Origin of the sequence: Bradyrhizobium sp. (genome assembly GCF_030654605.1) — a bacterium.
GTDB lineage: Bacteria > Pseudomonadota > Alphaproteobacteria > Rhizobiales > Xanthobacteraceae > Bradyrhizobium.
Genome location: NZ_JAURXB010000072.1, coordinates 64,817 through 81,599 on the forward strand (window position 1 = coordinate 64,817; position 16,783 = coordinate 81,599).

Below are 16,783 nucleotides of genomic sequence, written 5' to 3' on the forward strand. Positions count from 1 at the left end.
CGGACGCGGTGCAGCGCACGGAGAACTTCTACCCCCGCAGCCGGACCCGGTCCTCGCGCGCGCAGGCGGTGACGAAACCGATCACCGCGCGGACCGCGGGCAGTTCGACGAGGTCGGGATGCGCCAGCAGCCAGAGATCCGACAGGCTGCCGAGTTTCTGCGGGGCGACGCGGACCAGATCGGGATAGGCCTCGGCGACCAGGCAGGACAGCGCCGATATCCCGAGCCCGGCCCTTGTGGCGGCGAGCATGTCGCCCTGCGACGAGCAGCGCATCACGACGGTGCCGTGCCGTGTGACCAGATCGCTCCAGCGCGCCAGATGCGCATTCGACTCGCGGTCGGCGAAGCCGATCACGCTGTGGCCCTTCCATTCGTCGCGCCGCTCCGGCAAGCCCTGCCGCGCCGCGTAGTCGCGCGAGGCATAGAAGCCGGTGCCGAGGCGGCCGATCTTGCGACCGATCAGGTTTTCCTCGCCGCTGTCGACCGGCCGCAGCACGACGTCGGCCTCGCGGCGCCGCACGCTGGCCGGAAACGGATGGGTGATGATCTCGAGCTGCAGATGGCCGTGCTCGCGCAGGAACGTCCCCATCCGCGGCATCAGCCAGTGCGCGGCAAGCGTGGCCCCGATCGACAGTTTTACGATCCCGCGGGCCTGCGCGCCGGTCGCCGACACCGCGGCTTCGGCGCGCAGCGCGGCCGATGCCATCGCCTCGACATGCTCGCGAAACTTGCGGCCCTGCGCGGTCAGCGACAGGCCTTCATTGGACCGCGCGAACAGTTTGGTGCCGAGCTGGTCCTCCAGCGCGGCGACGTTGCGGCCCACCGTGGGATGGCTGGAGCGCAACCGGCGCGCCGCCGCCGCCAGGCTGTGGGTTTCGGCGACGGCGACGAAGGTCTTGCAAAGGTCCCAGTCCATCGCCGTCCCCGCGCCCCGCGAATGCGTTCAATTCTGGCAGATCATCCGTTCAATATTGAACAGCCACCCCACCCGCGTCCAGTCCTATAATGCGCGCGTCAGGTCCGCCGAGACGGATCAGCACCACAAGCAACAAGCCAGACCGGATCCAGGGCTCAACCGCCATTCCCGGGCTCGCGCTTCGAAGGGATGAATGGAATGCCGTTACCCGCTTCGCTCGTCGACACGCTCGAACTCCCCGTGGTGGGCTCGCCGCTGTTCATCGTGTCGGGTCCCGAGTTGGTCATTGCCCAGTGCAAGGCCGGCGTGGTCGGCTCGTTCCCGGCGCTCAACGCGCGCCCGGTCGAAAAGCTCGGGGAATGGTTGACCCGGATCGAGAACGAGCTCGGCGAATACAAGGCGCTGCACCCGGAGAAGAAGGTCGCGCCCTACGCGGTCAACCAGATCTGTCACGCATCCAACGACCGGCTGATGCGGGACATGGAAACCTGCGTCAAACACAAGGTGCCTGTTATCATCACCTCGCTGCGTCCGCCGCAGGAGATCGTCGAGGCCGCGCATTCCTATGGCGGCGTCGTGTTCCACGACGTCATCAACGTCAAGCACGCGCGCAAGGCCGCCGAGCAGGGCGTCGACGGCCTGATCCTGGTCTGCGCCGGCGCCGGGGGCCACGCCGGCACGTTGTCGCCGTTCGCGCTGCTGCGCGAGGTGAAGCAATGGTTCAAGGGCACCATCCTGCTGTCGGGCGCGATCTCCGACGGCGCCAGCATCGCCTCGGCGCTCGCGCTCGGCGCCGACCTCGCCTATATCGGCACGCGCTTCATCGCCACCGAGGAAGCCAATGCCGATCTCGCCTACAAGAAGGCGCTGACCGAGCACGCCGCGCACGACATCGTCTATTCCAACCTGTTCACCGGCGTGCACGGCAATTATCTCGGACCCTCGATCGTGGCCGCGGGCCTCGATCCGGACAATCTGCCGGTCGCCGACAAGTCGAAGATGAATTTCGGCTCCGGCGGCAACATGAAGGTCAAGGCGTGGCGCGACATCTGGGGCTCGGGCCAGGGCATCGGCCAGATCGCCGACGCGCCGCCGGTCGCCGAACTGGTGGAGCGCCTGAAGGCCGAGTTCGACGAAGCCAGCGTCGACTTTCTCAGGCGGGCGCGCGCCTGAGGCGCGCTTTCCGATCTCAAGAACAGATAAAACAGCGGGAGTGAGACCATGAGACTATCGCGACGCGCATTGGCAATCGCATTGGCTTTGGCCGGCATCCTGCCGGCCGCCGCCGACGACAAGAGCGAGATCCGAATCGGCCAGACCCTGCCCTACAGCGGTCCGGTCTCCGGCTTCGGCATCATCGGACGGTCCCAGGAAGCCTACTTCGCCAAGGTCAACGCCGAGGGCGGCATCAATGGCCGCAAGCTGAAGTTCATCAGTCTCGACGATGCATATTCGCCGCCGAAGACCGTCGAACAGACCCGCAAGCTGGTGGAACAGGAAGAAGTCCTGATGATGTTCGGTTCGCTCGGAACCGCCACCAACAACGCCGTGCATCGCTACCTCAACGGCAAGAAGGTGCCGCAGTTGTTCGTGCTGAGCGGCGCGACCAAATGGGCCGACCCGAAGAACTTTCCGTGGACCATGCCGGGAATGGCGACCTACGAATCCGAGGGCGTGATTTACGCCAAGCACATCCTGCAGACCAAGCCGGACGCCAAGATCGCCATCCTGGCGCAGAATGACGATTTCGGCCGCGACTATGTCGCCGGCTTCAAGCGCGCGCTGGGATCCAAGGCCGCGACCATGATCGTTTCGGAGGCGAGCTATGAGACCAGCGCGCCGACCATCAGCTCGCAGCTGGCGACGCTGAAAGCGTCCGGCGCCAATGTGATGTTCGGCGTGGTGCTCGGCAAGTTCACCTCGCAGATGATCAAGGGTGTCGCCGAACTCAACTGGAAGCCCGATTTGTTCTTCGTGCCGACCTCGGCGTCATCGATCTCGTTCCTGGAGCCCGCCGGGCTGGACAACGCCGTCGGCCTGATCGCGTCCAGCAACCAGAAGGACCCGCTCGACGCGCAATGGGCCGGCGACGCCGGCGTGAAGGAATACCTCGCCTTCATGAAGCAATACCTGCCCAATGCCGACCTCAATAACTCCAACTACGCCGCCGGTTATCATTATGCCAACCTTCTGGTGCAGGTGCTGAAGGCCTGCAAGGACGACTTCAGCCGCGAGAACATCCTGAAACAGGCCACCTCGCTTCGCGAGCTTGCGCTGCCGATGCTGCTGCCGGGCATTACCGTTACCACCGGTCCCGACGACTATCTGCCGTTCCAGCAATTGCGGCTGCGCCGCTTCAACGGCAAGAGCTGGGTCGGGTTCGGCGAAATACTGGATGATAAGTAAAACGGATTGAATTTTACACGAGCGGGCGCGTTTCTTCTCCCCTCCCCCCGCGCAGCGGCGGGGAGGGGTCGGGGGTGGGGGGTGCTTCCGCAAATTCGCTGTTGGAGAATGCGCGTACGACTCTCAGCGAATTTGCCGAGACACCCCCCACCCCCGACCTCGAGAGCGAGCTTCGCTCGCCTCGGACCCCGCCACGCGCAAGGGCGCGTGGAGGGAGGGGAGAAAAAGGAACACGACCATGATCATCAGCGGCGAGCGCAGCATCGGCTATCCCGAGATTCACGCCCGCATCAGCAGGGCGGCCACGGGGTTGCGGACGCTTGGCCTGCAGGGCGGAACGCCGGTCGCCATGATGCTGCGCAATGATTTCGCGCTGTTCGAAGTCGCCGGCGCCGCGGCGGCATTGGGCAGTCCGGTGGTGCCGATCAACTGGCATCTGAAGGCCGAGGAGGTCGCCTATATCCTGGCCGACAGCGGCGCGAAAATTCTGATCTGCCACGCCGACCTGCTGCCGCAGATCGAAAGCGGCCTGCCCGGCGATATCAGCCTGCTGGTGGTTGAGACGCCGCCGGAGATCGCCGCGGCGTTCAACGTCGCAGCCACGCAGGCGCAGGTCCCCGAAGGCGCGACCGATTGGGACAGTTGGCGCGACAGCCACGCCCCGGCGCTGGAGCCTTCGGTCGGCGGCTCGCCGATGTTTTATACCTCGGGCACAACCGGCCTGCCCAAGGGCGTACGCCGCAAACCGATGCGGCCCGAACAGGTCGCGGCCTCGGCGCGCGTCGGCGGCATCGCCTATGGCATCAAGCCGGGCGAGGATCAGGTCATCCTGATGAACGGCCCGATGTATCATTCGGCGCCCAATTCCTACGGCATGCTGGCGTTCCGCAACGATTGCCGGATCGTGCTCGAACCGCGCTTCGACCCCGAAGACATGCTGCAACTGATCGCGCGCCACCGCATCACCCATATGCATATGGTGCCGACCATGTTCGTGCGGCTGCTGCGGCTGCCGGAGGAGTTGAAGAGCCGTTACGACCTCTCCTCGCTGCGCTTCGTCGTCCATGGCGCCGCCCCCTGCCCGCCGCAGGTCAAGCGCGCGATGATCGACTGGTGGGGACCGGTGGTGCACGAATATTTCGGCTCGACCGAAACCGGCATCCCGGTGTGGCACTCCGCCGAGGAAGCGCTGCGAAAGCCCGGCACCGTCGGCCGCGCAATCGAGGGCGGCATCGTAAAAATCTTTCGCGCCGACGGCGAAGAATGCGGCGTCGACGAACCCGGCGAAATCTTCATGCGGCAGACCTCGGTGCCCGACTTCGACTATCACGGCAAGGCCGAGGCGCGTACCGAAGCCGGCCGCAACGGCCTGGTCAGCGTCGGCGACGTCGGTTACCTCGACGCCGACGGCTATCTGTTCCTGTGCGACCGCAAGCGCGACATGGTGATCTCGGGCGGCGTCAACATTTACCCGGCGGAAATCGAGAACGCGCTGATCGGCATGGCCGGCGTGCGCGACTGCGCGGTGTTCGGCATTCCCGACGACGAATTCGGCGAGCGGCTGTTTGCCTGCATCGAAAAGGAATCGAATGCTGCGCTGTCATCGAGCGCGGTTCAGGAATTCTTGCGCGGCAAGCTCGCCAACTTCAAGGTGCCCAAGGACATCCAGTTCCTCGACACGCTGCCGCGCGAGGCCAGCGGCAAGATCTTTAAAGGCAAACTTCGCGATCTCTACCGGGAAGGCGGACTGCGCGCAGCCACGTAACCGAAGAAAACCGAACTCCGTTTTAAACATCATGGCTGTTGCAATACGGTCATCGACGGGGACAATGATCGCGGACGGGAAAACAACCGGGATCGAAGTGATGAAATCCACCGACTTCATCGTTGCACGCGATGACCTGCAGCAATGCAAGGTGATCGAGACGGAATTGCCTGACGCCACGTCGCTGCCCGATGACGCGCTGCTGGTGAAAGTCGCGCGCTTTGCTTTCACCGCCAACAACGTCACCTATGCCGTGATGGGCGATCAACTGAAATACTGGTCGCTGTTTCCGGCGCCGGATGGCTTTGGCAATATTCCGGTGTGGGGATTTGGCGAAGTGATCGCCTCAAAACACCCCGGTATCCCGGTTGGCGAAATCCTGTTCGGCTATTTTCCGATGGCGACGCATCTGGTGATCGAGGCCGCCGACGTCGGCAAGCGCGGCCTGCGCGACGCGGCGGCGCATCGGCAGGGAGTAGCTCCGGTCTACAACGCCTATGCCCGCGTCGGCGGCGATCCCGCCTTCGCCGGGCGGCAGGGCGATTATCAGGCACTGCTGCGGCCGCTGTTCATGCTGTCGTTTCTGGTCGACGATTATCTCGCCGAGAATGCATTCTTCGGCGCGCGCAGCGTGCTGCTCTCCAGCGCCTCCAGCAAGACCGCATTCGGGCTGGCGCATCTGCTGCATACGCTGCGCAAGGACATCAAGGTGATCGGACTCACTTCGGCCTCGAATGTGGAATTCGTCAAATCGCTCGGCTGCTACGACGAGGTCGTGACCTATGACCGCGTCACCTCGCTGCCGCCGGATTTAGCCGTGGCCTATGTCGACATGGCCGGCAACAGTGAATTGCGCGCCACACTGCATGGGCATTTCGGCGACCAGATGAAATATTCAGGGCGCATCGGGCTCACCCATCGGGCAACGTCGCCGGACGAGCCGGCCTTGCCGGGCGCCAGGCCGGCCTGGTTCTTCGCGCCCGACCAGATCCGCAAGCGCGCCAAGGAGTGGGGACCGGGCGGCATCGACGTCAGGTTCGGCGCGGCGTGGTCGGGTTTTGCCCCGATGCTGGACCAGTGGCTCACCGTGACCGAAGGCCGCGGACCTGCGGATGTGAAACAGGTCTATCTCGACACGCTGAACGGCCGCGTCCCGCCGAAACAGGGCCATATCCTGTCGCTGACGGAATAGCCGGCATCTCTTCGCGCCCTTTCTGCGCGATCCCAAATGGGTATAGGCTCCAGTCCGGGAAACCGCCGCTTTAGACGGCCGGTGCAGAGAAACGCGCATGCTCGATAAAACGGACGATCTTTCGGTAACCGTGGAAAGCTGGCTGGCGCAGTTCGAAGACGCGCTGGCGAAGCCTGACGATGGTTTGCTGAAAGGCCTGTTTCACCCCGACAGCTATTGGCGCGACGTGCTGGCGCTGAGCTGGACGCTGCAGACCATCAACGGCCGCGACGCCATCTTGAAGACGCTGAGATCGCAGGCGACCGAAGCCATGCCGTCCGGCTTCGCCATCGATCCCGACCGTGCCGCACCGCGCCAGGTGACCCGCGCCGGCACCAGTTCGATCGAGGCGATCTTCAAGTTCGAAACCGCACTCGGCCGTGGCGACGGAATCCTGCGTCTGATCCCGGACGCCGACGACGGCAACCGCCTGAAAGCGTGGACGCTGCTGACCGCGCTCCAGGAATTAAAGGGTTTCGAGGAACAACTCGGCGTCGCGCGCCCCCGTGGCAGTGCCTATTCGCGCGATTTTCGCGGGCCCAACTGGCTCGATCTGCGCAAGGCCTCGGTCGACTATGCCGACCGCGACCCGACCGTGCTGGTGATCGGCGGCGGCCAGTCCGGGCTCTGTATTGCGGCAAGGCTGAAGCAGTTGCAGGTCGACACCCTGATCGTCGACCGCGAGGAACGTATCGGCGACAACTGGCGCAAGCGCTACCACGCGCTGACGCTGCATAATCAGGTGCAGGTCAACCACCTGCCCTACATGCTGTTTCCACCGAACTGGCCGACCTACATTCCGAAGGACAAGCTCGCCAACTGGTTCGAGGCCTATGTCGAAAGCATGGAGCTGAACTTCTGGACCGGCACGGAATTCGAGGGCGGCAGCTACGACGAGAGGGAAGGCCGCTGGACCGTGACGCTGCGCCGGGCCGATGGCAGCCAGCGCATGATGCATCCGCGCCACGTCGTGCTGGCCACCGGCGTCAGCGGCATTCCAAGCCTGCCCGATATCCCCGGCCTGAAGAATTTTTCCGGCACCGTGATCCATTCCAGCCAGTACACCGACGGCGAGGAATGGAAAGGCAGGAAGGCCATCGTGATCGGCAGCGGCAACAGCGGCCACGACATCGCGCAGGACCTGCATTCCAGCGGATGCAAGGTGACGATGGTGCAGCGCTCCTCGACGCTGGTGGTCTCGATCGAACCGTCGGCGCAGCTGGTCTATACGCCCTACAATGAGGGCACGCTGGAGGACAACGACCTCATCGCGACCTCGATGCCGCTCAAACTGGCGCGCAAGAGCCATGCGCTGACCTGCGACAAATCCAGAGCGCTCGACAAGGAATTGCTGGCGGGACTGGAGCGCGTCGGCTTCAAGCTGGATTTCGGCGAGGACAACACCGGCTGGCAATTCAAATACCTGACCCGCGGTGGTGGCTATTATTTCAACGTGGGCTGCTCCGACCTTCTGATCAAGGGCGAGATCGGGTTGAAGCAGTTCGCCGATATCGACAGCTTCGTCGCCGAAGGCGCGGTCATGAAGGATGGCAAGACCATCGCGGCCGACCTGATCGTACTGGCGACCGGCTACCAGCGCCAGGAAGAGCTGGTGCGAAAGCTGTTCGGCGAGGCCGTCGAGAAGCGCGTCGGCACCATCTGGGGTTTTGGCGAAGAGCAGGAACTGCGCAACATGTATGTGCGCACCGGCCAGCCCGGCCTCTGGTTGATCGCCGGCGGCCTCGCGCAATGCCGGATCGGCTCCAAGCAGCTGGCGCTGCAGATCAAGGCGATCGAGGAAGGGCTGCTGCCGCGCTGACGGCAGCCTTGCCGCTCACCATTCGCGGGGATCGAGGATTTGCCGGGCAAGGAAGGATTCCGCCCGGCGCCAGGCCGCGTCATTGTCACCGCGGAAGGTGATGTAGCGATAGAACGCCATCTTCCGCGCCTTGACGTCGATGACGTCGAATTTCGCCTGCTGCACCAGCGTGCTCATCTTGTGAAAGCGGCCGATCAGGAGATGGGTGGCGCCGGCCTGTTCTGCCTTGCCCAGCAGTTGGCGGTCATCGATGTCGCCCACCGCACAGGCGTTCGGTCGGACACTCGAGCGCCGCGTTCGCCAACTTTCCGCTCGCTGCCAGATCGCTGCGCAGCGCGGCTTCGAACTCGCGCAGCCGCCGGCGATGGCCGGCGCTTTGATCGATCACCTCACCCGAGGTGTCGACATAGTGGATTTCGGCCACCGCGAGCACGGGCGTCGTCCCTTGCGCCCGACCTTGCCGGACAGCACCGGCGCAGAAAATGGCGACAGCGACCAGAGCGAGAGCCGCTGACGGCAGCTTCATCTTTCCCATGGATCAGCTCCAGAGTTGCCAAACCCGCCCCCCGGGCATCTTGCAAAAATCAGCGTCCGCTCCGCAACCACCGGCTTCAGATCGAATTCAGCGAAAGCCACAGCTGTTGGTTCAGGAATCGCACTCGCTGCTCCACAATAGGTCATGGCAGCCCCGCGCCGTGGCCCTCGCGCGCAAGGGCGGCCTCTGCAACAATGGTCCCAACAAGACGATTGCGGGGAGAAACACATGTCGACCATTCTCGGCTCGGGCGAGCATCGCTACCGCGTGGTGGAGAACTGGGCGAAGCTGCCGGACGGCTGGAGCCTGACCGACGTCGCCTCCGTCGCGGTCGACAGCAAGGACCGTGTCTACGTCTTCAACCGTGGCGTCCATCCGATGGTGGTGCTCGACCGCGCAGGCAACTTTATCAAGAGCTGGGGCGAAGGCCTGTTCAACCGCGCCCACGGGCTGCATATCGACGCCGACGACAATCTCTATTGCACCGATGACGGCGACCATACCGTTCGAAAGTGCTCCACCGACGGCAAAGTGCTCCTGACCATCGGCATTCCCAACAAGCCGGCGCCGTTCATGAGCGGCGAGCCGTTCCACCGCTGCACCCACACCGCGCTGTCGCCGAAGGGCGAGATCTACGTCTCCGACGGCTACGGCAATGCCTGCGTGCACAAATACACGCCGGACGGCAAGCTGCTGAAGACCTGGGGCGAGCCGGGCACCGATCCCGGCCAGTTCAACATCGTCCACAACATCGTCACCGATGCCGACGGCTGGGTCTATGTCGCCGACCGCGAGAACCACCGCGTCCAGGTGTTCGACGGCGACGGCAAATACGAGACGCAGTGGAACAATCTGCACCGGCCCTGCGCGCTGTGCGCGTGCGGCGGCGGCAAATCCCCCAACTTCATCGTCGGCGAGCTCGGCCCCGGCATGCCGGTCAACCGCAAGGTGCCCAATCTCGGCCCGCGCCTCTCCATCGTGGATTCGACGGGCAAGCGCATCGCCCGGCTCGGCGGCGAGAATGGTCCCGGCATCGAGGCCGGCAAGTTTCTCGCGCCACACGGCATCGCGCTGGATTCCAGGGGCGACATCTATCTCGGCGAAGTCGGCGTCACCGACTGGAAGACCAGCTTTCCGGATACGCCGATGCCGCCGGAAGTCGGCGTGGTGCGCTGCCTGCAGAAGCTGGAGAAGGTCGCCTGAGCCGACCTCAGAGCTGGGACAACAGGCTGGTCGCCGAATTCGATCCGGTCGCTCCCTGCAGCGATGTCAGCGTCCGGTAATTTTGTGCGATGCGGCCGACGAAGGCATCGGTGTATCCCATCACTGCCTTCTCTTCGTCGCTCATGGCGGCAATTTGCTTCAGCAGCGCAAGGCTGCTGCTGCGCGTATCGCTTCCGGATTTTTGCGATCCGTTCAGGGCTTCGAGAATGCTGGCGCGGTTGCGCTGGTCCAGCTCGGCCTTGGCCGAGCGGGTTTCCTGGGCCGAAAACTCGCCGTTTTGATTGAGCGCAATGCTTGCCAGGGAGCGATTGTCGAGATCGGTATAATCGACCTGCTGGCCAGAGCTGCGCGAGCGATCGAACGTGAGTTCCGTCCCGTTGTCGCGTGCCGCGTTGGCCTGCGCGTCGAGCAGCGACCGTGCCTGCGATGCGAGGCCGGCGCTGTCGGTCGCTGCCGATGGCGATCCGCCGGACGACGTCCGGCCGAGCAGCGCGCGGACGGGGTCGTTGGGATTTCCGGTATCGGGCGCCTTGCCGAACGCGCTTTTCGCGGCCGCCAGGCCGTCGAGGACCGCCTGGTATTCATTTTTCCAGGCCGGTGTCGCCTGCTCGTCGGCGCCGGCCTTGTTGAGATAATTGATCGCCGCGTCATAGGGCGCGGCATAGTCGCCGGTGTGGCGGGCGATCACGACATAGGGCGAGACCGCGTCATCGAACCGGACCTGCATCGTCTTGGCGGCGGCGTCGATCTCGTCCTGGCTGAACTGGCCCGGCGTGCTCGAGGCAATCACGGACAACGTGGCGCGGTCCTGGCCGGTCAGGTCGACCGCGATCTCGCCGTCCAGCACCGCCGAGGAAATGCCGAGCGTGGCGTATTGCTGGTCGAACCATTGGCGCGCATTGGCGGCCCGGGTCGCCGACGACGTCACGGCGGTGCCGCTGGCCGCGAGATAGGCTTTTGCCTCCTCCGACAGCGTCACCGATGTCGCGTTCGAATCCCGTGGCGTGGTATCGGCGTTGGCGGTCTTCGTGGCGTTGGACGCCGCGCCGCCCGAAGCCGCGCCATAGGCGCCGCTGGCGTAACTGTATGAATTCGCGGTGTTGAGTCCTACGACCGTCACGCCGCTCTCCGTGTCCGTTAAGAATCCGTTAGGGAACCGTAGGCGGCGTATGGTTAACGAATGCTTACTCGACGTCTGCGACGCAGCAATCCAGCCATGCGCATTTCACGAAAGCCGGCTTGCTCGCGATGACGTTGAGAGAATGGCGCGCCGGCAAGTAGCAGCGCGCCTTCAGTCCACCTTGATATTAGACCCCTCGATGATCGACGCCTTGATGATCGCCCACCAGCGATCGCCCGGCGCGCGAAGGCCGCCGGCGACGCCTCGCACAATCTCGATCACCGGCTGACTGAGAATCGGTCGCATCTGCTCCGCCAGAAAGCGCGCCAGCGTGTGGGTAAGCCGTCGGCCGGGAACTGCACGATCATGCTGGTCGGGCGCGTCGGATCGTCCCGGGTGGCGGCGATGCCGGTCGGCGCCGGACCGAGCAGGATCGCGGCCAAAATCGTCGGCAATCTACCCCGTACAGCCCCCCGGTGCGCTCTCGGGACGTCCGGATGCCGCCACATTCTTTGCGCGGCCAAGCCGGGTCCGCGCAAGTTCGTGCCCCGCTGGAAAACCTCCCAACGCTCTTCACAATCCCGTCACGCTGCCTGTAGTATGTCAACTCATGCTGCTTCGCAGTATCATGGGGGTCAGGAGCGTTACTTGAACGCACATGTCTCGCAAGGCGGTTGGCCGGTGCTGGTGCTGAACGCGGATTTCCGCCCGCTCAGCTATTACCCGCTCTCGCTCTGGTCGTGGCAGGACGCGATCAAGGCGGTGTTCCTCGACCGCGTCAATATCGTCGAGCATTACGACCGCGCGGTGCACAGCCCCTCGTTCGAGATCCAGCTGCCGAGCGTGGTGTCGCTGAAATCCTTCGTCAAGCCGACCACGCATCCGGCCTTCACCCGGTTCAACGTGTTCCTGCGCGACCGCTTCGCCTGCCAGTATTGTTCGGCGCATGACGATCTCACCTTCGATCATATCATCCCGCGTTCCAAGGGCGGACAGACCACCTGGGAAAACGTCGTCGCCGCCTGCTCGCCCTGCAACCTGCGCAAGGGCAATCTGACGCCGCAGCAGGCGCGGATGTTCCCGCGCCAACCGCCATTCGCCCCGACGGTGCACCAGCTGCACCGCAACGGCCGGCTGTTCCCGCCGAACTATCTGCACGACAGCTGGCTGGACTATCTTTATTGGGATACCGAGCTCGATCCGTAGGGGCGAAGCTCGCGGGTTTTGCGATCTGGCCCGCGCAGTTGCTGCTGAATGAGGGCGGGCGGGCCCTTTATTTTCGAAACGTGGCGATAAAGGCGGCAATATCGCCGGCTTCGCTTCGGCTCAGCGGGAAATTCGGCATCTTCGGATGCGGATCCAGCAGAAAGAACGCGAGCTTCTCCGCACTGAAATCCGGTTTGTTGGCTATCGCTGCGAAGGACGGAACGTCCGCACTCGCCTGTTTTTGTCCGCTGTCGACGACGTGACAGGAAGCGCACCAGCGCTTTGCGAGTTCTGCACCGCGATCTGCATCGGCTGCCATCGCCGGTGAGAGGAACAGAGCGAGCATGCCGGCAACAACAAGCGCATATTGACCCGAACTCATTCGCCTGGGGTGGATCTCGTGGATCTTTCCGGTCTGGATCGATGCATGACGCAGTCCCCTCATTCGAACACCTTTCTTGGCGAGCCAGCAGCATTGGGCTTGTCAATAGCAACATCAGTGGAGTCGGTACATATGGTTCGGCATCTCGTCCGCCCCTTCTATATCGTCCCAGGCAGGGTATGGCGACGGCCATCAGCACCGACCAGCACTATCTTGACTCACTGGAGCTCCTGTTGGTGAAGTGCCTGTCAGGGCGCACACCGCCTCTCCCCCGGCGCCGGACAGTGCAGGAGCGCTGCCGGGAGCGCGCGGCATCAGGCCCTGTAACGGAAACGCACCATGCTGATTCCCATCGCCGACGTGCCGCGCTGGTATGCCGAGCGCAAGCCGACGGACACGGTTGCGGTCCAGCATGGCACGGACACGCTGACATGGGCGCAGCTCGAACGCGGCGCCAACGCCCGCGCCCGTGCGTTCATGGCAAAGGGCGTCAAGCCGGGCGATTTCGTCGCCATCGGGCTTCCCAATGGCAATACCTTCTTCGAAACCACCTTCGCGGTGTGGAAATGCGGCGCGACCCCGACGTCGCTGTCATGGCGGCTGCCGCGCGGCGAGGCCGCCGCGGTGCTGGAGATTTTGAAGCCGGCGCTGGTGGTCGGCGGCGAAGCCGACTGGAATGCGCCAAACTCGCTGCCGTCCGATTTCGTGCCCGAGGGCATGTCCGACGAACCGCTCGACAGTCCGGTGGCGCGCTACTGGAAGGCGATGACCTCAGGCGGCTCGACCGGACGGCCCAAGGTGATCCTCGATCATCAGCCGGCGGTGGTCGACACGGCGGCAGAACCGATCCTCGGAATCCCCTGGGGCGTGTCGCTGCTCAATCCCGGCCCGCTCTATCACAACGCGCCGTTCATCGCGTCGCATCTGGCGCTGTTCGCCGGCGGACGCGTCAGCGGAATGGTGAAATTCGACGCCGAGGAGGCGCTGCGCCTGATCGCGGCCCACCGGGTGCAGTGGGTCAATTTCGTGCCGACCATGATGCACCGGATCTGGGCGCTGCCGGAGGCGGTGCGCAACGGCTACGACCTGTCGAGCCTGCAGGTGGTGTTTCACATGGCGGCGCCGATGCCGCCATGGCTGAAGGAGAAGTGGATCGAGTGGCTCGGCCCGGAGCGGATTTTCGAACTTTATGGCGGCACCGAGCGGCAGGGAGCCACGGTGATTTCCGGCGTCGAATGGCTGGCGCACAGGGGCTCGGTCGGCAAGATCGGCGATACCTCGCGCTTGCGCATCATCGGCGAGGACGGCAACGACGTCGCACCGGGCGAGACCGGGGAAATCTATTTCCTGCCCAATGACGGTCCCGGCAGCACCTATCACTATCTCGGCGCCGAACCGAAGCGCCGTGCGGACGGCTGGGAATCGCTCGGCGACATCGGCCGGCTCGATGCCGAGGGCTACCTCTTTCTCGGCGACCGGCTCGCCGACATGATCCTGCGGGGCGGCGCCAACATCTATCCGGCCGAAGTGGAGGCCGCGGTGACGGCGCATCCCGACGTGCGCTCCTGCATCGTCGTCGGCTTGCCCGATCCCGAACTCGGACAACGGATTCATGCCATCCTCGAACTGGTCGAGACCGCCGACGCCAGCAAGGTCATCGACGGCATGGGCGGTCTGCTGGCCGACCGGCTCAGCCGCACCAAGCATCCGGAAAGCTATGAAATCGTCAGCGTCGGCCCGCGCGACGATTCGGGAAAAGTCCGCCGCACCCTGTTGCGCGACGAGCGTGCAAGCTGGCTGAAAGAAGGCCGCGACTTCCGGATCGTGCCGCCGCGCGCACCGCGTTGAACCGACCAACTTCGATCCGAGGCGAGGTTCCAAATCGAAACATCCCGAGGTAGGATGGCCATCGACAACTTGAAGCATCACGCGATGCTTGGGCGAGGTCATTGATGTCTTTTCGCAAGGACAATGACGCCTACGATGCCTGGCTGGCGACGCAATGCGACGTCGTGAAGAAGGACATCGCCACCAAGCACCACCGGATGAAGAAGAACGCCTTCATCTTCCTGCGCGCGACCTATTTTCGCTGGGCCAGGACGATCCCGGCGCTGTGTCCTGATCTGATGGATGCCCCGCAGGTGCTTGGCGTCGGCGATATGCACCTGGAAAATTTCGGTACCTGGCGCGACGCCGACGGCCGGCTGGTCTGGGGCGTCAACGATTTCGATGAAGCCGCCGTCATGCCGTATCCGCTCGATCTGGTCCGCCTCGCCGCCAGCATCCGGCTGGCGCCAAAGCTTCATGTCAGCAATGCGGCGGCGGCCGAAGCGCTGCTCAAGGGCTACCGTGAGGGCCTCGACCAGCCGCAGCCGGCGCTGTTGCACGAAGGCGAGACCTGGCTGCGCCCCTACGCCGAACGCCCCGACGACAGGCCGGAGAAATTCTGGAAGGAAGTCGCTGAATATCCGAAGGTCAAGCCGCCGCCGCATATTGCCCGCCGGTTGATCGCGAGCCTGCCGAAGGACGTCGAAGGCGTTCGATTCTGCTCGCGCGTGGCGGGCGGCGGCAGCCTCGGACGGCCGCGCTATGTCGCGGTCGCATTCTGGCGCGGCGGACATATCCTGCGCGAAGCCAAGGCGCTGGTGCCGTCGGCCTGGAGCTGGGCTCATGGTGACAAACCTCGCACTTCACATTTTCTTGAAATCGCCAACGGCCGTTACCGGGCGCCGGATCCGTTTCTCGATGTCCACCGCAAGTTCATCTTCCGGCGCCTTGCCGCCGACTCCCGAAAAATCGAGCTTGGCGCCGACGCCGGCTCGAAGCTGAAGGCCGAGCTGTTCCGGGCGATGGGATTCGACCTCGCATCGATCCATGCCGCGGGATCGAACGGCGCCGCGGCCTTGCGGGCCGACCTGAAAAAGCGCCCAGGCGGCTGGCTCAACGCCGCCGCGAAGGCCACGGTGGCGGCGGTCAAACGCGACTACGAGGAATGGCGTGGTTGACCGGAGCGATCAGCCGCAGCCGTCGCGCGTGTCCAGATATTAACGGGTAACGGCCATGCGTCATGCGCGATCCTGAAGCCGGCTGCATTCGCAATCCGCAGACAATCCCGTCACGACTCTTTCAACAGCGGCGTTTGCGACATAAGATCGTCACCGGTTACGTGCGCGGAAAGTTGGCCAGGAGAACTCCATGCCCTCATTGACAGAATGGAAAGTGCCGCCAGCGAACCAGCCGCGCCCCGGCGACTACAGCTTCGATCTCGATCGCGCGCTTGCGGCGGTGGTCGGCCTGCATTCGATCATCCCGACCGACGCCTTCAGCGCGGACACCCTGGGCACCGAGCGCGCCGGCAATGGCGTGTTGATCGACGACGGACTGGTGCTGACCATCGGCTATCTGATCACCGAGGCCGAAACAGTGTGGCTGCATCTGGGCGACGGTCGCGTGGTGGAGGGCCATGCGCTCGGCTTCGATTTCGAAACCGGCTTTGGCCTGGTGCAGGCGCTCGGCCGCATCGACCTCGATCCGCTGCCGCTCGGCTCCTCGGCGGCCGCAGCGGTCGGCGACCGCGTCGTGGTCGGCGGCGCCGGCGGACGCACGCGATCGGTCGCCAGCCACATCGTGGCCAAGCAGGAGTTTGCCGGATACTGGGAATATCTGCTGGACGAAGCCATCTTCAGCTACCCCGCGCATCCCAACTGGGGCGGCACCGCGCTGATCTCGACCCGCGGCGAGCTGATCGGCATCGGCTCGCTGCAGCTCGAGCGCGAACGCGACGGCCGGGCCGAGCATGTCAACATGATCGTGCCGATCGATCTGCTCAAGCCGGTGCTCGACGACATCAGGAAATTCGGCCGCGTCAACAAGCCGTCGCGGCCCTGGCTCGGGATGTACACCCACGAGATCGAAAACAGGGTCGTGGTGGTCGGCATCGCCGGAAGAGGACCAGCGGCGCGCGCCGAGCTCAAGGCCGGCGACGTCATCCTCGCGGTCAGGGGCGAAAAGATCACGAGTCAGATCGGTTTCTACCGGAAGCTCTGGTCGCTCGGCGCCGCCGGCGTCGACGTGCCGCTGACCGTCTACCATGAGGGCGTCACCTTCGACGTGGTGCTGACCTCGACCGATCGCGCCAAACTCCTGAAGGCGCCGCGGCTGCACTGAAACGCAAGGACG

The 16,783-nt window shown here is 64.4% G+C and carries 16 protein-coding genes; 10 read left to right on the forward strand and 6 right to left on the reverse strand.

The features are described 5' to 3' along the window. Positions 1-28: 28 nt before the first annotated feature. A complete protein-coding gene (locus Q7U29_RS07230) occupies positions 29-916 on the reverse strand; it encodes a LysR family transcriptional regulator (protein ID WP_304739927.1) in 888 nt (295 codons plus the stop codon). A gap of 198 nt (positions 917-1,114) precedes the next feature. Between Q7U29_RS07230 and Q7U29_RS07235 the strand changes: the two genes are divergently transcribed. The 5 genes from Q7U29_RS07235 to Q7U29_RS07255 all read left to right on the forward strand — a co-directional run bounded on the left by Q7U29_RS07235 (position 1,115) and on the right by Q7U29_RS07255 (position 8,137). Beyond that, complete coding sequence (locus Q7U29_RS07235) at positions 1,115-2,089, forward strand: nitronate monooxygenase family protein (RefSeq protein WP_304739929.1); 975 nt, start codon at positions 1,115-1,117, stop codon at positions 2,087-2,089. Between the two features lie 48 nt (positions 2,090-2,137). Then, positions 2,138-3,322, forward strand: coding sequence for an ABC transporter substrate-binding protein (locus tag Q7U29_RS07240; RefSeq protein WP_304739931.1), 1,185 nt, complete (start codon positions 2,138-2,140; stop codon positions 3,320-3,322). Positions 3,323-3,452: 130 nt separating this feature from the next. Further along, the gene (locus Q7U29_RS07245; protein ID WP_304740057.1) at positions 3,453-5,087 is read left to right on the forward strand and encodes an acyl-CoA synthetase; all 1,635 of its coding nucleotides are present in this window, start codon (positions 3,453-3,455) and stop codon (positions 5,085-5,087) included. Positions 5,088-5,187: 100 nt separating this feature from the next. Continuing rightward, on the forward strand, positions 5,188-6,279 hold the full coding sequence (locus Q7U29_RS07250) for a DUF2855 family protein (protein ID WP_304739933.1): 1,092 nt from the start codon (positions 5,188-5,190) through the stop codon (positions 6,277-6,279). A gap of 97 nt (positions 6,280-6,376) precedes the next feature. Continuing rightward, a complete protein-coding gene (locus tag Q7U29_RS07255; RefSeq protein WP_304739935.1) occupies positions 6,377-8,137 on the forward strand; it encodes an NAD(P)/FAD-dependent oxidoreductase in 1,761 nt (586 codons plus the stop codon). 15 nt (positions 8,138-8,152) lie between these two features. Here Q7U29_RS07255 and Q7U29_RS07260 read toward each other — a convergent pair whose 3' ends face one another. Beyond that, a complete protein-coding gene (locus Q7U29_RS07260; RefSeq protein WP_304739937.1) occupies positions 8,153-8,398 on the reverse strand; it encodes a DUF2380 domain-containing protein in 246 nt (81 codons plus the stop codon). Then, positions 8,382-8,672, reverse strand: a complete 291-nt coding sequence (locus tag Q7U29_RS07265) for a hypothetical protein (protein ID WP_304739939.1) — start codon at positions 8,670-8,672, stop codon at positions 8,382-8,384. Before Q7U29_RS07265 ends, Q7U29_RS07260 begins: the two co-directional genes overlap by 17 nt. 228 nt (positions 8,673-8,900) lie before the next feature. On the opposite strand from Q7U29_RS07265, the gene Q7U29_RS07270 reads away from it, so the two are divergent. Then, positions 8,901-9,875 (forward strand): peptidyl-alpha-hydroxyglycine alpha-amidating lyase family protein, encoded by a 975-nt coding sequence (locus Q7U29_RS07270; protein WP_304739941.1) that lies wholly within the window; start codon positions 8,901-8,903, stop codon positions 9,873-9,875. Positions 9,876-9,882: 7 nt separating this feature from the next. Here the strand turns inward: Q7U29_RS07270 and Q7U29_RS07275 are convergent, their stop codons facing one another. Both Q7U29_RS07275 and Q7U29_RS07280 read right to left on the reverse strand, forming a co-directional pair. After that, the gene (locus Q7U29_RS07275) at positions 9,883-11,016 is read right to left on the reverse strand and encodes a hypothetical protein (protein WP_304739943.1); all 1,134 of its coding nucleotides are present in this window, start codon (positions 11,014-11,016) and stop codon (positions 9,883-9,885) included. Positions 11,017-11,187: 171 nt separating this feature from the next. Then, complete coding sequence (locus Q7U29_RS07280; RefSeq protein ID WP_304739945.1) at positions 11,188-11,322, reverse strand: hypothetical protein; 135 nt, start codon at positions 11,320-11,322, stop codon at positions 11,188-11,190. A 342-nt stretch (positions 11,323-11,664) separates the two neighbouring features. Between Q7U29_RS07280 and Q7U29_RS07285 the strand changes: the two genes are divergently transcribed. Then, on the forward strand, positions 11,665-12,222 hold the full coding sequence (locus Q7U29_RS07285) for an HNH endonuclease (RefSeq protein ID WP_304739947.1): 558 nt from the start codon (positions 11,665-11,667) through the stop codon (positions 12,220-12,222). A 67-nt stretch (positions 12,223-12,289) separates the two neighbouring features. Here Q7U29_RS07285 and Q7U29_RS07290 read toward each other — a convergent pair whose 3' ends face one another. Further along, positions 12,290-12,604 carry a cytochrome c gene (locus Q7U29_RS07290; RefSeq protein WP_370691712.1) on the reverse strand — a complete coding sequence of 105 codons (315 nt, stop codon included), beginning with the start codon at positions 12,602-12,604 and terminating at the stop codon, positions 12,290-12,292. Positions 12,605-12,943: 339 nt separating this feature from the next. Here Q7U29_RS07290 and Q7U29_RS07295 point away from each other — a divergent pair, with 339 nt between their 5' ends. The 3 genes from Q7U29_RS07295 to Q7U29_RS07305 all read left to right on the forward strand — a co-directional run bounded on the left by Q7U29_RS07295 (position 12,944) and on the right by Q7U29_RS07305 (position 16,771). Then, positions 12,944-14,452, forward strand: a complete 1,509-nt coding sequence (locus Q7U29_RS07295; protein ID WP_304739949.1) for an AMP-binding protein — start codon at positions 12,944-12,946, stop codon at positions 14,450-14,452. Between the two features lie 104 nt (positions 14,453-14,556). Next, positions 14,557-15,609 (forward strand): DUF2252 family protein, encoded by a 1,053-nt coding sequence (locus Q7U29_RS07300; protein WP_304739951.1) that lies wholly within the window; start codon positions 14,557-14,559, stop codon positions 15,607-15,609. 190 nt (positions 15,610-15,799) lie between these two features. Continuing rightward, positions 15,800-16,771 carry a S1C family serine protease gene (locus Q7U29_RS07305; RefSeq protein ID WP_304739952.1) on the forward strand — a complete coding sequence of 324 codons (972 nt, stop codon included), beginning with the start codon at positions 15,800-15,802 and terminating at the stop codon, positions 16,769-16,771. Positions 16,772-16,783: the final 12 nt, after the last annotated feature.